The sequence below is a fragment of the Streptomyces sp. SD31 genome (genome assembly GCF_052068475.1).
Taxonomy (GTDB): domain Bacteria; phylum Actinomycetota; class Actinomycetes; order Streptomycetales; family Streptomycetaceae; genus Streptomyces.
Genome location: NZ_JBQHCX010000011.1, coordinates 158,197 through 174,782, shown reverse-complemented (window position 1 = coordinate 174,782; position 16,586 = coordinate 158,197). Strand labels below are relative to the sequence as shown.

15 protein-coding genes and 2 pseudogenes are annotated in these 16,586 nt (G+C 70.4%); 4 read left to right on the top strand and 13 right to left on the bottom strand.

Annotation, left to right across the window (positions count from 1 at the left end; translation table 11 throughout):
• Nucleotides 1-64: 64 nt before the first annotated feature.
• The 9 genes and pseudogenes from ACTMVF_RS24400 to ACTMVF_RS24360 all read right to left on the bottom strand — a co-directional run.
• Nucleotides 65-1,039: a sugar phosphate isomerase/epimerase family protein gene (locus tag ACTMVF_RS24400; RefSeq protein WP_441273231.1), complete on the bottom strand. Its 975-nt coding sequence runs from the start codon at nt 1,037-1,039 to the stop codon at nt 65-67.
• A complete protein-coding gene (locus ACTMVF_RS24395; RefSeq protein WP_441273230.1) occupies nt 1,036-1,644 on the bottom strand; it encodes a nucleoside deaminase in 609 nt (202 codons plus the stop codon). The genes ACTMVF_RS24400 and ACTMVF_RS24395 overlap by 4 nt, the downstream gene beginning before the upstream one ends.
• Before the next feature lie 16 nt (nt 1,645-1,660).
• Nucleotides 1,661-3,187, bottom strand: a complete 1,527-nt coding sequence (locus ACTMVF_RS24390; protein ID WP_441273229.1) for a GMC oxidoreductase — start codon at nt 3,185-3,187, stop codon at nt 1,661-1,663.
• A gap of 60 nt (nt 3,188-3,247) precedes the next feature.
• The gene (locus ACTMVF_RS24385) at nt 3,248-4,393 is read right to left on the bottom strand and encodes an ROK family protein (RefSeq protein ID WP_441273228.1); all 1,146 of its coding nucleotides are present in this window, start codon (nt 4,391-4,393) and stop codon (nt 3,248-3,250) included.
• The gene (locus tag ACTMVF_RS24380) at nt 4,387-5,823 is read right to left on the bottom strand and encodes a carboxylesterase family protein (protein ID WP_441273227.1); all 1,437 of its coding nucleotides are present in this window, start codon (nt 5,821-5,823) and stop codon (nt 4,387-4,389) included. Before ACTMVF_RS24380 ends, ACTMVF_RS24385 begins: the two co-directional genes overlap by 7 nt.
• A gap of 5 nt (nt 5,824-5,828) precedes the next feature.
• The gene (locus tag ACTMVF_RS24375) at nt 5,829-6,710 is read right to left on the bottom strand and encodes a carbohydrate ABC transporter permease (protein WP_441273226.1); all 882 of its coding nucleotides are present in this window, start codon (nt 6,708-6,710) and stop codon (nt 5,829-5,831) included.
• Nucleotides 6,707-7,627: a carbohydrate ABC transporter permease gene (locus tag ACTMVF_RS24370; protein WP_441273225.1), complete on the bottom strand. Its 921-nt coding sequence runs from the start codon at nt 7,625-7,627 to the stop codon at nt 6,707-6,709. Before ACTMVF_RS24370 ends, ACTMVF_RS24375 begins: the two co-directional genes overlap by 4 nt.
• 7 nt (nt 7,628-7,634) lie before the next feature.
• The gene (locus ACTMVF_RS24365) at nt 7,635-8,933 is read right to left on the bottom strand and encodes an extracellular solute-binding protein (RefSeq protein WP_441273224.1); all 1,299 of its coding nucleotides are present in this window, start codon (nt 8,931-8,933) and stop codon (nt 7,635-7,637) included.
• 559 nt (nt 8,934-9,492) lie between these two features.
• Nucleotides 9,493-9,876: pseudogene (locus ACTMVF_RS24360) on the bottom strand (hypothetical protein); the annotation flags it as partial.
• A gap of 116 nt (nt 9,877-9,992) precedes the next feature.
• On the opposite strand from ACTMVF_RS24360, the pseudogene ACTMVF_RS24355 reads away from it, so the two are divergent.
• A pseudogene (locus tag ACTMVF_RS24355) lies at nt 9,993-10,174 on the top strand (methyltransferase); the annotation flags it as partial.
• Nucleotides 10,175-10,176: 2 nt separating this feature from the next.
• Nucleotides 10,177-10,500, top strand: a complete 324-nt coding sequence (locus ACTMVF_RS24350; protein WP_441273223.1) for an NUDIX domain-containing protein — start codon at nt 10,177-10,179, stop codon at nt 10,498-10,500.
• On the opposite strand, the gene ACTMVF_RS24345 is transcribed toward ACTMVF_RS24350, so the two are convergent.
• A complete protein-coding gene (locus tag ACTMVF_RS24345; RefSeq protein WP_441273222.1) occupies nt 10,495-11,316 on the bottom strand; it encodes a DUF817 domain-containing protein in 822 nt (273 codons plus the stop codon). The genes ACTMVF_RS24350 and ACTMVF_RS24345 overlap by 6 nt on opposite strands.
• A 108-nt stretch (nt 11,317-11,424) precedes the next feature.
• Here ACTMVF_RS24345 and ACTMVF_RS24340 point away from each other — a divergent pair, with 108 nt between their 5' ends.
• Nucleotides 11,425-12,351: a GNAT family N-acetyltransferase gene (locus ACTMVF_RS24340; RefSeq protein ID WP_441273221.1), complete on the top strand. Its 927-nt coding sequence runs from the start codon at nt 11,425-11,427 to the stop codon at nt 12,349-12,351.
• Between the two features lie 32 nt (nt 12,352-12,383).
• Here ACTMVF_RS24340 and ACTMVF_RS24335 read toward each other — a convergent pair whose 3' ends face one another.
• Both ACTMVF_RS24335 and ACTMVF_RS24330 read right to left on the bottom strand, forming a co-directional pair.
• Nucleotides 12,384-12,518 carry a hypothetical protein gene (locus ACTMVF_RS24335; protein WP_441273364.1) on the bottom strand — a complete coding sequence of 45 codons (135 nt, stop codon included), beginning with the start codon at nt 12,516-12,518 and terminating at the stop codon, nt 12,384-12,386.
• Between the two features lie 61 nt (nt 12,519-12,579).
• Entirely contained in the window at nt 12,580-12,753 is a 174-nt protein-coding gene (locus ACTMVF_RS24330) for a hypothetical protein (protein WP_441273220.1), read from the bottom strand.
• Nucleotides 12,754-12,984: 231 nt separating this feature from the next.
• Here ACTMVF_RS24330 and ACTMVF_RS24325 point away from each other — a divergent pair, with 231 nt between their 5' ends.
• Nucleotides 12,985-14,799 carry an ABC transporter ATP-binding protein gene (locus ACTMVF_RS24325; RefSeq protein ID WP_441273219.1) on the top strand — a complete coding sequence of 605 codons (1,815 nt, stop codon included), beginning with the start codon at nt 12,985-12,987 and terminating at the stop codon, nt 14,797-14,799.
• 54 nt (nt 14,800-14,853) lie between these two features.
• Here ACTMVF_RS24325 and ACTMVF_RS24320 read toward each other — a convergent pair whose 3' ends face one another.
• Nucleotides 14,854-16,536 carry a tetratricopeptide repeat protein gene (locus tag ACTMVF_RS24320; protein ID WP_441273218.1) on the bottom strand — a complete coding sequence of 561 codons (1,683 nt, stop codon included), beginning with the start codon at nt 16,534-16,536 and terminating at the stop codon, nt 14,854-14,856.
• Nucleotides 16,537-16,586 lie beyond the last annotated feature (50 nt).

Below are 16,586 nucleotides of genomic sequence, written 5' to 3'. Positions count from 1 at the left end.
GGTGCGGACGGGGCGGGGGTGCCGTCGGTGGAGGGTGCGTGCGGGGAGTGCCCAGCAGGAGCCGTCATGCCTGGTCCTTTCGATGTGCGGCGGCGTGGTCGCCGACCGCCGGCCACGTCCGGGCCTCGTCCACAACGGCCTTTCCCGCCCGGAGAGTGGCAATGGGATCAGCCGCTTCGTCCAGCTCGATGAGCGCGATTCCGGCGCCGGGCGTACGGGACATCGCCTCGGCCCACGCTCTCCAGTCCACGATGCCGGTGCCCAGTTCGGTCATGTAGGGCTGTTGCTGGGCGAAGACCGTGTCGTCGATGGTGAGGTGGACGTCGATCGGCTTGACGGCGTCCTTCCAGTGCGCGAGCGCGATGCGCTGGGCGTGGCGGCGTGCGACGGCGACGGGGTCACCTCCCCCGAGCGTGATGTGGCAGGAGTCGGGGCACAGCCACACGTAGCGCGGGTCGGTCAGGGTCATGAACAGGTCGATGTCCCGCTCGTACCACAGGGTGCTGTTGGACTCCGTGTGGAAGGCGAGCTTCACGCCGTACCGGGAGACGGCCTCCCCGACCACGTGGGCGATGTCGGCCATCCGGGTCATGTACGCGGCGTCGACGAAGAAGGGCGGGCGGGTTCCGTACGTCGTCCGCATGGGCAGCCCGGCGACGAGCAGTTCCGCCCCCACCTCGGCGAGGAAGGCGGCGCGTCGCTCCGCGTCGGCGACGATCGCGGGCAGGTTGCCGCCCTGCCGCCAGTCGGGTGCGTCGCTGCCGGCGATGAACGCGCTCACCACGGACAGGCCGCGGGCCGCGAGCTCGCGGCGGAAGGAGGCCGCGCTGCCGAAGGCGCGCAGAGCCGAGTCGATGTCGCCGGGCGCGAAGGTCAGCTCCAGGCCGGTGACCCCGGCCTCCACCAGCGCGTCCATCACGCGTTCCCAGAAGGGCCGGGGATGGTCGCGGGCCCAGTCGCGCAGGGCCTCGGCGCAGTCCAGTCCCCAGAATTCCGGGTGGTAGAAGGTGACGACGTCGGTCGCGAAGCGCGGTGTCACCGGGCACCTCCGCGGGCGTTGTAGACGACGACACCGTCGGCGTCGACGGCGTCCCGGTAGCCGCGGAACACGGCGAGCGCCTCGTCCCGCAGCACGTCCCTTACGACCTTGATGCCGCGTCCCTCGAACTGCTCGGCCCAGTCCGCGCCCAGCGGGCCCTCGTCGAAGGTCGTGATCTCCTCCAGGTCCGGCCCCTCACCCGCAACCACGAGACCACGCACGCCGGACCACATCGTCGCGCCGTAACACTGCACGCACGGGCGCCAGTTCACGACCAGTTCGTGCGCCGGCATGCCCTCCCCGCCGAGGTCCCAGCCGCCGGTCGCCGTCTGTGCCAGTCCGAGCGCGACGACCTCGGCGTGTGCACTGGAGACACCGGAGGCGAGCACCACGTTCACGCCGACCGAGACGATTCGGCCGGTGTCCTGCTCGGCGACGAGTGCTGCGAACGGGCCGCCGTTTCCCTCGCGCCAGTTGCGGTCGGCGAGGCGGTGCACGAGGCGCATCCGGTCGTCGCGGTCGGGGATGACAGCGGGCACATCGGCGAGTTCGTCGTCGATCCACGCGGGCAGCGCCACGCGGTATTCCTTCGGTATGTCGATCACGGGTTCCGGATTCCTCTCAGTGGGCGGCGTGCGCGGTGAGGCGTTCGGCGACGGCGCGCGCGGCCCGTACGGCGGTCACCGCGCCGGCCAGCGTGACGTTGGCGGCCATCGCGGTGGGGATCACGCCGTTGCCCGCGAGGTACAGGTTGTCGAAGTCCCACACCCGGCCGTCGGGGTCGCACACGCTGGTGCCGTCGTCGGCGATGCCGGCCCGGACGGTGCCGGTCTGGTGCAGCGACGAGCCGGGCGGGAGCAGGGCCAGTTCGGTCTCGGGATCGAACGGGCCGAACTCCTCGGCGAGCGACCGGACTTCGTCGAGTGCCCGGCCGATCAGTGTGCGGTCGGTGTCGGAGTAGCCGAACTCGACGGTGATCCGTGGCATTCCGGCGAGGTCGGTCCGGGCTTCCGAGAACACGAGCCGGTTCTCGGGGCGTGACTCGACGGGGGCGTACAGCGACAGGCCCACTGAGTGCGCCAGGGGGCGGCCGGCCTCGTCCACATACGTGCGGTTCATGATCTGACCATGGAACGGCTGCGCCGCTCCGTTCTGCGGCAGCCAGAGCGAGTCCGTGGCGAACTCGCCGGGGCGCGGCAGGGGCAGGGCGTCGAGGCCGATGCCGAACCGGTCGAGGTCGAGCAGCACCCGGGCGCTGATGAAGGCGTGCTCGTTGAGGTGACGCCCCAGTGCCTCGGGCCGTATGCCGGACGCGAACAGCAGCTGCGGGGTGCGCAGCGCGTCGGCGCACACCACCACGGCGTCCGCCAGGAGTTCTGCCTGGGCACCGTCGGCCACGCGACGCAGCCGGGCGCCGGCGACCCGGCCGCCCGAGTCGATGAGCGACGTCACCAGCGTGCCGGTCACCAGGGTGAAGGCCGGGTCCCCGCCCGCCGCGATCGGGGGGAAGATCGTCCCCGGAGCCGTGCGCGGCATGGGTCCCGCCGGTGTCGCGGTGACCGCCATGGGCATCGGCTGCGGCTGCCGGTCGTCCGGTCCGACGCCGTCGAGGCGCCGGCGCAGTACGTCGAGCACCATCCGGCCGACCCGGGTCGGCCCGATCGCGGAGGGTGTGACCGCGAGCAGGCGGCGCGCGGTGTCCAGATCCGTCGCCCAGCGGTCCGGGTCGCCGAAGTCGAACGCCTCGTCCCCGGCGGGCCAGGGGGTCGCGGCGGTCCAGTGCACGCCCATGCCGCCCGCGTTCCACGCGAGCGCGGCAGCCGGCATCGCCTCGGCGTCCTCGCCGAAGGCGAGCGCGTGGAACATGCCGGGCGGGAGGCCAGTGATGCTGTCCGCGACGTCGCGCACCACTTCGGCGCCCGTGTACAGGCCCTGGACACCGGTGGCGACCCGGTGGTTGTACTGCGACCAGAGGGCCGGGTCGTCGAGGTCGTGCAGGTGCAGGCCGGGGGCTGCGCCGATCGGGTTTCCGCCGTCGACCATGGTGATGTCCAGCGCCGGATCGGTGTCCCGCAGCAGCCGGGCCACGACGGATCCCATGATGCCGCTGCCCACGATGAGAACGCCGGTCCTGCTGGTGCCGGTCATGGCCGGACTCCTGTCCTGTGTCACTGGGGGATGAGGGGAAAATGCGGGTGGGGTGCGCGATCACGCGCGCGGGACGAGCGGGCCGAACAACTCGGTGTCCATGTGGTCGAGGGCCAGCTTGACGGCGCCGATGAGAGGGGCGTCAGAGCCCAGTGCGGTGGCGCGCAGCTCGACGGCAGGGGTACGGGCGCCGCGCATCGTCTCGCGCACCCGGGGCAGCAGCACATCGGCCGCGTCCTCCAGACCGCCGCCGAGCACGATGAGCGACGGTGCGACCGTCCACGACAGGGTGGTGAGGATCGACGCGATGTTCTCGACGAACTCGCCGACCTCCGCGAGCGCCGTGGTGTCGCCGGCCCGCGCCGCGTCGAAGCGGCTGAGCGCGACCCTCCGCCGCTCCGGTTCCGGCGAGGTGAGCCCCGCCACGGGGCGGTCCTCGACCGAGCCGGCCGGCAGCGACACCGCCTCGACGATCTCGCCCGCCGCGCCGTCGAGACCGCGGTGCACCTCACCGCGGATGAGGATGCCGAGGCCGGTCCGGTTCCCGAGCATCGCCCACACGACGTTGTCGTGGTCACCGGCCACACCCCGCCAACGCTCGGCGAGCGCACCGAGATTGGTGTCGTTGTCCGCGAACCAGGGCATCCGGATGCGCCGTCCGAGTTCCTCGGGCAGGTGCACGCCTTCCCACCACGTGGTGTGCACCAGGCGTCGTACGACGCCGTAGTCGTCGATCGCGCCACCGCTCGCGATCGCGCCGGCCCGCAGCCGGTCGGCCGACCCGCCCGCGTCGTCGAGCGCCTCCAGCACCAGCGCCGCCGCGTCATCGAGCGTGGCCTGCGGATCCTGATAGGCGCGCAGCGGCCGGTGCGCCCGGCCGACTATGCGGCCGCGCACATCGGCGACGACTGCGGACACGTCCAGGGTGGTGATGCGCACAGCCGCCAGCAGCGCGTGGTCGGCCCGCAGCTCGTATCGGCGAGCGGGGCGCCCGGCGCAGCCACTGGTCGGCACACGATCGAGTTCGCTCACCCAGCCCGCGTCGACGAGCGAGTCCATGATGAGTTCGATGGTGCGGCGGGACAGGCCGACCTGCTCCGCGAGCTCGGCCAGCGTCACCGGCCCGGCCGACACCGCCAGCGCGCGAAGGATCACCGAGGTGTTGACCCGTCGGACAGCGCTCTGGTTCATCCCGGGCATCAGCATTCCTCCGCCGCACCGGACCCCGCCGCACCGGACCCCGCCGGTACCACCGGGTCGAACACGCCTGTGGTGTCGGCCGTCGGCGCCGTCCCGGGCCTGCCGTACTCGCGAGCGGGGTCGCCGAGCCTCCCGGTCGCCGGCTCCCAGGCCGGCGGCCGGCCGTGGACGAACGCGACCAGGTCGGAGTGCATGAACCTGGCGAGTTCCGTGGGCGGTTCCGCTCCGAGGGCCTGGGCGGTACCCGGCGCGTCGAGTACGTCGAAGAAGAACGGGATGTCGGCGCAGTGCACGGCGCCACCGAGTACGGGGGAGGGCCATTCGAAGGAATACAGCCAGGTGCCGGCGGCGGCGTCGCGACGCGAGGCCGCCGCGCGCGGACAGGCGGCGCGGAACAGGGTGTCCGTCACACGGGTGCCCGCCGCGCGGGCGGCGGCATTGCGGATGCCCGGGGCGCCGCCGTCGAACTCGTCGCCTGTCGCGCCGAGCAGCAGCGGTACGCCGTGCCCTTGTACGGCCAGTCCATCGGCGATGGGCACCGGAAGGATGTCGTCGCCGACGACCGGACCGAGCACGAGCGGGCCGTCGCCGAGTTCGCTCCGCAGCAGATTGACGCCCTGCTGAACGCGTTCCACGGTGAGGCCGCCGAAGCCGGCACGCGTCGGCGGCACGCCGAGCCCTTCCCCGAGCCGCACGACGAAGTCGCGCGCGGCGTCGTCGCCCACCTCGAAGAAACCGCCGGACATACTGACGGCGCGGTGGAAGCGGCCGCTGCCGAGGGGCGAGGAGAGCAGGGCGAGCACCACCCCGCCTCCCGCCGACTGGCCGGCGACGGTGACCCGGCCCGGATCACCGTCGAAAGCGGCGATGTTCTCCTGCACCCAGTCGAGCGCGAGCAGCAGGTCGCGCAGCCCGAGGTTCGCGGGGACGCCGTCCAGCGGGGCGAAACCGTCGACGCCCAGCCGGTAGCCGACGGTGACGCAGACGACACCGTCGCGGGCGAAGGCGCGGCCGTCGTACCACGGGCTGGCCGGGCTGCCCGCCAGGAAGCCGCCGCCGTGGATCCACACCAGCACCGGGAAGGGCGCGCGGTCGTCGTCCGCGTCGGGAGCGACGACGCTGAGGTTCAGTACGTCGTCGCCGGGCACGGAGGGCTCCGGGATCGTGGTCGTCTCGAACAGGGGTACGACCTGGGAGGTGGCACCGTGCCGGGACGCGTCGAACGGTTCCGTGAACCGGCCGCGGGGGACCGGGGCCGCGAACCGCCGCGCACCGATGGGTGCTTCGGCGAACGGGATGCCGAGGAAGCGCCGTACCCGGCCGGAGCGGCGGCCGATGACCGTTCCTGCGGGAGCACGTACGGTGACCGTCGCCCGGGGAACCCCTGTGCCGGGCTCGTCGAGTGAGCGCATCCAGTCGTCCATCGGGTCGTCCATCGAGGTCACCGCATTCCCGTCCCGGCGATGCCCTGCACGAAGTAGCGCTGCAGGAGCAGGAAGAGCAGGAGCACCGGCAGCATCACGACGATCGCCCCGGCGAGCATCAACCCGTAGTCGGTGACGTGTGCGGCGGCCTGGCTGGTGGCGGCGAGGCCGACCGGCAGCGTGTAGCTGGAGGTGCTCTGAGCGACGATAAGCGGCCAGATGAAGTTGTTCCACGAGTAGAGGAACGACATGATCGTGATCGTCGCGACAGCCGGGCCTGCCATCGGGAGGAAGATCCGGAAGAAGATCCGGAACTCGCCCGCCCCGTCGATCCGGGCCGCCTCCAGCAGTTCGTCGGGGATCGACATGGCGTACTGCCGCATGATGAAGACCGACAACGGCAACGCCACACCGGGCAGAGCGATACCGGTGAGGGTGTCCGCCAGGCCCAAGCCGACCGTGATCACGAACTGGGTGACGAACACCGTGGTGAACGGCACCATCATCGCCGCCATGACCGCGCCGAACGCGATCCGCTTGCCCGCGAAGTCGAGCTTCGCGAGCGCGTATCCCGCGGCGGACGCCGCCACGATGTTGCCGGCCACCACGATGATCGCGACCACGATGCTGTTGACCAGGAACCGGCCGAAACCCTCGGTCTGGAACAGCCGCACGAAGTTGTCGAGAGTGACGTGGTTCGGGAGCCACGCACCGGGGTCGGAGCGGATCTCGTCCAGGCTGCGCAGCGAGCCGCTGATCACCCAGACGAACGGCAGCATCGTGAGCAGCGCACACAGCACGAGCGCGCCGTACAGCAGGGGACGGGCGACGGACCGACGGCGCACGTGCGTCCGGTCGCCTGCCATCTCGGCATTCCGCGGTGCGGCGATGGTGGTCATGCGCGGGGCCTCAGCATTCGGAACTGGACGATGCTCACCAACGCCACGAGCAGGAGCATCACGAAGGACGCCGCCGAGGACATCCCGAACTCGCCGGTCCCGAACTGGTGGTAGGTGTACAGCGCCACCGACTCGGTGGAGCCCAGCGGGCCGCCGTCGGTGAGCAGATACGGCTCGTCGAACACCTGGAGGTAGAAGACGGTCAGCAGGACCGACACCAGGAGGGTGGTGGGCAGCAGCAGGGGCAGGGTGATGTGCCTGAGCTGCCGCCACCGGCCGGCCCCGTCGAGGGATGCGGCCTCGTACACGTCCTTCGGAATCGCCTGCAGACCGGCGAGGAACAGCACCATCGCGATGCCGAAGTTGCGCCAGACACCGAGCAGGATGACCACGGGCATGGCCAGGTGCGTGTCGTCCAGCCAGTTCGGTCCGGCGAAACCGACGGCGCCGAGCACCTTGTTGACGGTGCCGTCGGCGTTGAAGGCGTACTGCCAGATCAGCGTCACCGCGACGACGTTCGTGACGACCGGCGCGAAGAAGACGGTACGGAAGACGCCGCGCATGCGTCGGATGCCGGAGTTGAGCGCGACGGCCAACGCGAAACCGCTCCCCATGGTCAGGGGCACACCGACGGCCACGAAGAGGACGGTGTTGAGGATGTCCCGCAGGAAGCTCGGGTCCGCCAGCAGCCGGACGTAGTTCTGCAGTCCGGTGAAGTCGACGGCGAGCGGATGACGCAGATCCGTGCCCCGCAGATCGGTCAGGCTGAACCCGAGCGCGGCGACGGTGGGTATCGCCGTGTAGAGCAGGAACACCAGGGTGAACGGCGCGAGGAACAGCCAGGCGACAGCTGTTCGGCGGGCGCCCCGGGGCCGATGCGCCCTGCGCGGCGTCATCGGCCCGATGGCGGCGGTCATCCGGGGATCACCTCTTGCCCGTGCCGAGGCTCTCGGCGTACGACTGGACGTTCGCGGCGGCCTCTTCGGCGGTCCCCTTGCCCTTGGCCACGGCTTCCATCTCCTTGCCCAGCCGGGTGGCGACCTGCTGCCAGCTGCTCACCTGCGGAAACGCCCTGGTGTTCTTCAGTTGCGTGAGGAAGGCGTCCAGCAGCGGCTGGCTCGCGATGGCAGGGTTGGCCCAGGCGGAGGCGACGGCCGGTAGCGAGCTGTAGGCCTTGTACTGCGCGACTTGAGTGCTCGGCTTGGAGATGTACCGGATGAGCTTCCACGACGCGTCCGCGTTGCCACTGTCGGCGAGCACGCCCCAGCTGCCTCCGGCGGAGAAGGAGACGCTGCCCGACGGCCCGGCGGGCAGCGGTGCGGTGGCGACGTGGGACGCCGTCCAGCCGTCCTTCTTCGCGACCGTGTCGAGCTGACCGACGACCCACGGGCCGGTGACCATGCAGGCGGTCTTGCCCGACACGAAGTACGGCTGCGCATCGAGGAACGTGGGCCCGCTGGTGTCGGCGGCGCCCGAGGTGAAGAACGACGCGTTGTACTTGAGGGCGTCGATCACCGCCGGCGTGTCCAGCGTCCACTTCCCGTCGGACGAGAGCAGCGAGCCACCCGCCTGCCACGCGTACATCGCGACGTCCTGGCCGTTGAAGATGTCCCAGCCGATGTCCGCCCCGAGGCCGTGCCCGGCGCCGGCGCGCTGGAGCGCCTTGAAGAACGGCACCACGTCGTCCCACCTTGCCGGCGCCTTGACACCCGCCTTCTTGGCGCGGTCGGAGCGGTAGACGAGCGCGTAGGTGTAGGCGTACCAGGGCACCGTGTAGGCGACGTTTTTCACCACACCGGCGTCCCACAGGCTCGTGAAGAAGGCGGACGGGTCGACGAGGCCGTCCGGGACGGGCCGGAGGATCGACGGATCGAGGAACTGCGCCTGCGACTCGGGGAAGAACTGGGCGACATCAGGTCCCTTGCCCGCCGCGATCGCCGACTGGAGCTTGGTGTAGTACTCGGCGTTCGGGATCAGTGTGAACTTCACGTCGAGGTCGGGATTCGCCGCCTCGAAGGGCTTGATGACCTTGTCGAGCACGTCGGCGTCGCCCTGGGCGGCCCAGACGTTGACGGTTCCCTTGGCCGGGGAGTTGTCGATGGGCTTGGCGGTGGCGGTCGCAGCGTTGTCACCGCCGCGACCGCAGCCTGCCAGGGCAACGCTGCCGAGGAGAGCTGTGCCGGCGGTCAGCCGTAGGACACCGCGTCTGGAGGGATTGGACACGCTGGGCTCCTGTCTCATGGGCGCTGAGCACAGTGGGGAATTTCGGGGAAAGTAGCTATTTCAGCCCGAGGGGACCCGATGGGGGTGATGGTGCCTTTACGGCGTTGCAGTGACCGTAGGGGTGACGGGTCGCCGTGGCGTGACGGGCCCGTCACGGCGCAATTTCGGAACTTGTAGCAAAATCCCTTGGGGCCGCATTCGGGCTCTGTGCGGCCACGCACATCGACCCGGGTCCGGTGCGTGCCGAAAACCTCATCCATGCTGGTCGCAGCCCTGCACCTGTCGGCAGACTGCCCTGTCCGGTCCGGTTGCGGCATCCCGCCCGACCCGGAGCATGATGATCACTCGTGCTGCTGTGACTTGCCTGCCTCGCGCGGTAGGACCGTGCGCGGCCCCCCGAACGACCAACGATCCCTGCCATCTACCGCGCCCCGACTCCACATCGCGGTCATCTGGCGCATGAGGATGGCTGGCGTCCGCTCACGCAAACGGCCCCGGACGAGGAGTCCGAGGCCGAGTAGAGCCCCTCCCTGGGGGAGAAACTCTAGGTCAGAGCGGTGCCGAAGGATGCGGCCATCTCCTGGCAGGTCAACGGACCCTGACCAAGCCGGGCCCGGTCCGCGAGCACCTTAAGGATGCGCTGGTAGTCCACCGACAGCACCGACCAGGCCGGCCCCTCGTGCCACACCGGCACCTGCGACTTCGGCTTCGCCGCCACCCGGAGCGTCGAGGGCGCGTCCGCACCCCGCGGATCGTCGGCGACCTCCGTGCCGTCCGGGGCCGGCACCGTGTCGACCCGCCTGCGGGCGATAGCCCACTCCTGCCATTCCTGCGCGGCAGCGGCGAGTCCGGCCTGAATGCGGTCGGCCTCCTCCCGCAGTTCGTCGACTCGACGGCGAGCGGCGAGCTCGTGCTGTTCCAGCAGTCCGACCACCGACGGCATTCGCGACCTCCAGGGAAACGACGACCCGACGGGCCACCACTCCCACGGAAGCACCGCTCCTATCCCCGACCAGCGGAAACTCAGCGATCACGATCGGAAAGACAACAGCTTCTCAGACCGACCGTATCGAGGTGTCGGATCCCGTCCTGTTCCCGAAGGCCGCGCCGACCTCATCGTGTGTAACCCGCCCTGGCTCCCCGCCCGTCCGACCAGCCCCATCGAGCAAGGCGTCTACGACCCGGACAGCACCATGCTCCACGGCTTCCTCACCGGACTGTCTGCCCACCTCCGGCCAGGCACGTGGAGCCGGATGAGGAACCGTGGGCCGCGGTCGCCCGGGAGTGCCGGGAGGAGCTGGGTATCCCGGCGGTCGCTTCGGGGTTCACGGGCGAGCGACCCCTGTTCCTCACCGTCACCCGGACTCGGAGGCAAGGAGAACACACGGACGTCTCGCTCTCGTACGTCATCAACGCGGACGCGGAAACCGTCGTCGCCTGGGACGAAGAGGAGTTGTCGGCGATCCGATGGCTGACTCCCGATCAGGTGCTCGCCGAGGCGCTCGACTCGATGGATCCCCATATGCACCGCTTCACCCGCAAGCTGGTGCGGGCCCGGGCTTCATGACCTCGGCGGTGTCGTGCCAGGGCTCTCGGGTTTGGGGTGCTGCGATCGGGCGACCATGGCCACCAGCACGACGGTGACACTGATCAGCAAGGACCAGGCGCCGAACTTCTCCACTCCCACGGGCTGCCAGCCGTCGAGTTGGTACGGGTAGCGCCAGGCGCCCAGGTAGGTGGCGAGGTTCTCGGCGACCCAGAGGAAGAAGCCGATCAGGACGAACGACAGCGCGAGCGGCATTCGTCGGCGTACCCCGCGCACCGTGTAGCGCACGGAGGTGCCCGCGGTGACGGCCAGGAGCAGTGCGGCCAGGAGCCAGCGGGCGTCGGGGAGCCAGTGGTGGCTGAAGAAGTTGACGTAGATGGCCGCGGCGACGACGGCCGTCGAGCGCGGGCGGTAGCGGACCAGTTCCAGCTCGAAGAGGCGCCAGGCGCGGCAGACATAGCTGCCGACAGCGGCGTAGAGGAAGCCTCCGTACAGCGGCACGCCCGCGAACTTCAGTACAGCCGGTTCCGGATAGCTCCACGAGCCGAGGGACACCTTCACGACCTCGAAGGCCAGGCCGATGACGTGGCAGACGGCGATGACGGCGACGTCCCGCCCGTTCTCCCAGCCGCGCAGCCAGAACAGCAGCGTCAGCAGCACCCCGTAGACGACGAGCAGGTCGTAGCGGGCCATGGGGAGGCCGGGCAGCAGGGCCGATGCCGCCACACCGGACATCAGGGCGATGGCGAAGGCGCAGGACCGTGTCTGCATCCACGCGAAGTCGAGCAGCTGGCGCAACGACGCGGCCAGCGGGCCTGTGATGCTTGTGGTGACCATGATCCCAAAGACGGGACTGCGGCTTCCTCGGTTGCGGCGCGGCGGGGAAGAGGGCGCGCCGCCGAAAATGCGTTGCGGCTGCGCTCCCCTCCCCCGGACCCTGAGCCCATGTCCTACCTTCTTCGTCCCGCCGGCCTCACCGACGCGACCGCCATCACCGAACTGCTCAACGAGGTCGACCGGATCGAGATCGGCCGGCCCGAGACCGATCTGCACGCCGTCGAGGCCGATCTGAAGCGGCCCGACATCCAGCTGGAGCGCGACTCGTGGCTGGCCTTCCACGGCGACCGGCTGGTGGCGTACGGCCTGCTGTGGGACGACTCGGGGGGCGAGCGCATCGACGTCGACCACTATGTGCTGCCCGAGCACCAGCAGGCCGGGGAGCTGATTCTGGACCCGATGCAGGCCCGGGCCCTGGACAAGGCACGCGAGAACGGTGCGGACAGGGCGGTGGTCCATCTGCACCTCAACACGGAGCCCACGCTCGACACGGGGCTGATCGAGGAGCGGGGCTGGTACGTCGTACGGCGCTATCACGTGCTGCAGCGGTCGCTGGACGCGGCCGCGGACCTCGTGCCGGAGATACCGTCCGGCGTACGGCTGCGGTCGTGCGCCGACGAGGCGGACCGTGCGCGTGTCCATGCGCTGTATCAGTCGAGCTTCGCCGAGCACTTCGACTTCCAGCCGCGTACCTACGACCAGTGGCTGGGAGACGTCGACGCCGACGTGCTCGACTGGTCCCTGGTGTGGATCGTCAGTACCGAGGAGCTGGGGGACGCCGGGTTCCTCCTCGCCCGCGACGACCGGGAGGCGATGGGCTGGATCCGGAGCATCGGCGTGGTGCGAGAAGCCCGTGGTCTGGGTCTGGGTGGCCTGATGCTGCGGAACGCGTTCGCCGCGTTCGCCGCGCGCGGGCGGGAGACGGTGGGGCTCGGCGTGGACACCGCCAACGCCACGGGGGCTCCCGCTCTGTACGCCCGCCACGGCATGGCCGTCCACTACGCCGTGGACACCTGGGAGGCGGTCCTGAAGTGACCGGGGCCTGCGCGCCGGCAGCGCAGCCCCTCTCACAGGCCCACGCCGAGGAGCGCGGACGGGGCGCGGCCGCTGATCACGGCGAGTGTGAAGACCGCGCAGGTCAGCAGGCGGAACGGGACGGTCCACCGGAAGAAGGGCTTCCAGTCGGCGAGTGCGGCCAGCACGTACCTGCATACCGTGCCGGTCCCGGCGCGCAGAACACCGAGACCGGCCGGGACCGGGCGGTCAGCGGGCTCTGACGTCCTGCCGGGCGCTGTTCCTGCGGGCGTTGTTGTACAGGCGCAGCAAGTGCTTCGCGACCGCGCACGGCACGGTGTCGGCATGGCACTGCCGGCAGGTCTGCATGTGGTGTTCGTAGTCGGTACGGGTCTGCTGCAGGGCATCGCCTTGAGACGGCATCGAGGTCCTCGGAGTCGACGGCGGTGGGGGGTGGAGGTGGCGGGGCCGGTGCCGAACGGACCGCGCCCGCGCACCTGACAGAGAAGTTGATCATGTTACTTGTGGTAGGGGGAAGTCGCCCCCCCCAAGCCGCACCCGTCACCGCCCAGCCGGAAAACGCTTGGACTACGCGGTCGCCGTCGCGGGACACTGCGTACTCACACCATGACTCCACGTAACCACAGGGGTGGGATGGGTACGCCTGAATCGCGCAGGGTCCTGCCGGGCAAACGCTCGGTGCTTCTCGCACTTCGTTACTACGCACGGGAATTGGCCCGTCTACGGTGGCTGACGGCCCCGGCGATGCTGCTGTCGGCGCTCGGCAACATCGGAATCAACTACATCGCGCCGCTGATCGTCGCCAAGCTCGTCGGCGACATCGCGAGCGACACGGACGTCACCCTCGGCTCGACGCTGCCGTACGTCCTCGGCTTCGTCGGTGTGCTGCTGTTCGCCGAGACGTTGTGGCGCATCGCTCTGCACTGTCTGAACCGCCTGGACGCCCTGGGCATCGAGCATCTGTACGTGATCGGGATGGACGAGCTGTTCGCCAAGGACGCCGCGTTCTTCCACGACAACTTCGCCGGGTCGCTGACCAAGCGCGTGCTGAGCTTCGCCTCCCGTTTCGAGCAGTTCGTCGACACGCTGACGTTCCAGATCGTGGGCAGTTTCGTGCCGCTGGCGTTCGGGGCGGTGGTGCTGTGGCGCTACGAACCGCTGCTCGTCGTGGGCCTGTTGACGATGATCGCGGTGACGGCGCTGTGTGTGGTGCCCCTCATCCGGCGCCGGCAGGCGCTGGTCGACGAGCGTGAGGAGGCGATCGCCCGGGTTTCGGGCCATGTCGCCGACAGCCTGATGAACATGGACACGGTGCGGGCGTTCGCCGCCGAGGGGCGCGAGGCCGCCGAGCACCGCTCGCGGGTGGCGGTGTCGCGGGCGCTCACCCTGCGGTCGTGGGACTACGGCAATCTGCGCATCGACACGCTGGTCGCACCGATGTCGGTGCTGACCAACGCGCTGGGCCTGCTGCTCGCGGTCACGCTCGGCGGGGGCGCGCACGGGGTGGAGGCGGTCGTGGTCGCCTTCACCTACTACAGCAACGCGACGCGGATCATGTTCGAGTTCAATCAGATCTACCGTCGGCTGGAGAGCTCGATGACGGAGGCCGCGCAGTTCACCGAACTGCTGCTGACACCGCCGACCGTGCTCGACCCGCCGTCGCCCGAGCCGCTGCTGCCCGGGGCCGCCGACGTCCGCTTCGAAAAGGTGACCTTCGCGCACTCCGGCGGTCGGTCACTGTTCGAGGGCCTCGATCTGGCCGTGCCCGCCGGGGCGAAGGTCGGCCTCGTGGGCCGCTCCGGCGGCGGCAAGACCACGCTCACCCGGCTGCTGTTGCGGATGACGGACATCGACGGCGGCCGGATCCTGATCGGCGGTCAGGACATCAGCCGGATGCGTCAGGCCGACCTGCGCGGTCTGATCGCCTATGTGCCGCAGGACCCGGCGATGTTCCACCGCACGCTGCGGGAGAACATCGCGTTCGCCCGGCCGGACGCCACCGACGCCGAGATCCGGCGCGCGGCCGAGGCGGCACACGTCACGGAGTTCGCCGACGCGCTGCCGAACGGCTTCGACACCATGGTGGGCGAGCGTGGCGTCAAGCTGTCCGGCGGTCAGCGCCAGCGGGTCGCCCTCGCCCGGGCGATCCTGCGCGACGCGCCGATCCTCCTGCTCGACGAGGCGACCAGCGCGCTGGACTCCGAGAGCGAGATCCTCGTCCAGGAGGCGCTGTGGCGGCTGATGGACGGGCGGACGGCGCTCGTGGTGGCGCACCGGCTGAGCACGGTCGCCACCATGGACCGCCTTGTCGTCCTCGACCGCGGGCGGATCGTCGAGCAGGGCAGCCACCACGAACTGCTCGCGGCGCAGGGCGCCTACGCGAAGCTCTGGGAGCACCAGTCGGGCGGCTTCCTCGACGACGACCCTGCGCGGGCCGAGTTGCCCTGAGTCGGAGATGGGTCCGGGTGGCGGCGGGCGGCCGCCGCCACCCGCAGAGGGCCTTCAGTCGGCGCAGCAACCGTCCTCGACGGCGTCTCGGCCGGTGGTGTCGAGGCGGCAGAAGCAGGACGCCTCGATCGGTACGTCCGCCATCGCGGCCGCGAGACGCAGTTGCTGGGCCACCATCTGTGCCTGCGCGGTCCTGCCCAGGCGCATCAGGCACTCATGGAGGCCGTGCAGGGACCAGACGTTGCCGGGATGCTGCAAGGCTCGCGGGAGCGTGCCGTCGAGGCCGAGGTCGGCCCGGTAGACCGCCTCGGCCTCCGCCACACGCCCCTGTTCGAGGAGGAGGGCGCCGTAGGCGTGCCGGGTGGGCTGCATCCAGCCCCATGGTTCGTCGTAGGGGAGGTTGTCGTCCAGTTCGATGGAGTGTTCCAGGGCGGCGAACGCGGCGTCGAAGTCGCCCTTGCGGTACTCCAGTTCGCCGTCGAGCATCGCCGAGGCGATCGTGAGGATGTCGGCGCAGGTGTTGTTGAAGAGCATGCGGGTCTCGGGGACACGGGCGACGGCCTCGTGGAAGAGGCGGCGTTCCGTCTCGGCCTCGGGGACGCGGTGGGTCGAGGAGTACGCGACCCCGCGGGCGTAGTGGAGCATCGCGGTCGTCACGCAGTACAGCTCGGGGTCGGCGGGCAGGGGCAGTTCCAGGATGTCGTCCCAGCGCCCGAAGCGGATCAGGGCGTGGACCCGCATGGCGAGGAAGCCCTCCAGCCAGTCGGCCATGGGCGGGCTCGGCACGCGCAGCAGGTCCGCCGGGATGGACGCTTCGAGCTGCTCGACGGTCTGGAGGGCGACCTCGCACTGGCCGAGGAACATCGCGCCGTAGATCTTGAAGTGGTAGTTGTGCGTCCGGTACAGGGTGTAGAAGTTCATCGCTCCGGCTCGGGAGCGGTACTTCTCGTCGGCCTCGATCGCCGCGGTGTTGTCCGAGACGACCCGCCGGTAGTCGCCGCACAGCACCTCCAGGTGCGAGGGCATGTGCAGCAGATGCCCGGCGTCGGGCATGAGGCCGCGCAGCCGGTCCGCGACGCGAAGGGCCGCCTCGGGGGTCGGGGACATCTCCATCAGGTGGATGTACATGTGGACCACGCCCGGGTGGCCGCGTCCCGCGTCGGTGGCGAGGGCACGGTCGAGGGCGGCCTTGGCCTCGAGCGTGCGCGCGCCCTCGGCCGGTTCGCCGGTCCTCAGGTCCCACAGCTGCCAGGGGGTGAGGTTCATCAGGGCGTCGGCGTACAGCGTGGCGACGTCCGGGTCGTCGGGGGCGAGTTCGTAGGCCGCGCGCATGCTGTCGGCGTAGGGGGCGTTCCAGACGGAGCAGTCCGCCACGGCCTCCGCCTGCGGGTAGCGGGCGCGCAGGGCGGCGATGAGGGCCTGTTCGACGGGGGTGGCCGTGTCCGCTTTCGCATGGGCCAGTTCCACGGCGGCGTGGGTGCGGTCGACGGTGCGGGCCAGGTCCTGGTCGTCGAAGAACTCCCAGGGTTTGTTGTAGTTCGGGCCGAGCGCGTAGGCGATGCCCCAGTGGGCCATGGCGCAGTCGGGGTCGGCCGCGGCCGCGGCCTCGAAGCAGGCGACGGCCTCCTCGTGGTGGAAGGCGTACGTCCACATCAGGCCGCGGTCGAACCAGAGCTGGGCCTGGGCGCGGGAGGTGGTCACGGGGCGGGTGTAGGTGCCGAGGTCGTAGTACTCCATCGTCTGTCTCCTGCCTGTGCTGCGCCCGCCAGGTCGTTCCCGGGCCGGGT

Excerpts from the sequence above, each read along its gene's own strand:
- ACTMVF_RS24390 (WP_441273229.1), bottom strand. The coding sequence starts at position 3,187 with ATGACCGGCACCAGCAGGACCGGCGTTCTCATCGTGGGCAGCGGCATC.
- ACTMVF_RS24385 (WP_441273228.1), bottom strand. The coding sequence starts at position 4,393 with ATGCTGATGCCCGGGATGAACCAGAGCGCTGTCCGACGGGTCAACACC.
- ACTMVF_RS24380 (WP_441273227.1), bottom strand. The coding sequence starts at position 5,823 with ATGGACGACCCGATGGACGACTGGATGCGCTCACTCGACGAGCCCGGC.
- ACTMVF_RS24375 (WP_441273226.1), bottom strand. The coding sequence starts at position 6,710 with ATGACCACCATCGCCGCACCGCGGAATGCCGAGATGGCAGGCGACCGG.
- ACTMVF_RS24370 (WP_441273225.1), bottom strand. The coding sequence starts at position 7,627 with ATGACCGCCGCCATCGGGCCGATGACGCCGCGCAGGGCGCATCGGCCC.
- ACTMVF_RS24345 (WP_441273222.1), bottom strand. The coding sequence starts at position 11,316 with ATGGTCACCACAAGCATCACAGGCCCGCTGGCCGCGTCGTTGCGCCAG.
- ACTMVF_RS24340 (WP_441273221.1), top strand. The coding sequence starts at position 11,425 with ATGTCCTACCTTCTTCGTCCCGCCGGCCTCACCGACGCGACCGCCATC.
- ACTMVF_RS24330 (WP_441273220.1), bottom strand. The coding sequence starts at position 12,753 with ATGCCGTCTCAAGGCGATGCCCTGCAGCAGACCCGTACCGACTACGAA.
- ACTMVF_RS24325 (WP_441273219.1), top strand. The coding sequence starts at position 12,985 with ATGGGTACGCCTGAATCGCGCAGGGTCCTGCCGGGCAAACGCTCGGTG.
- ACTMVF_RS24320 (WP_441273218.1), bottom strand. The coding sequence starts at position 16,536 with ATGGAGTACTACGACCTCGGCACCTACACCCGCCCCGTGACCACCTCC.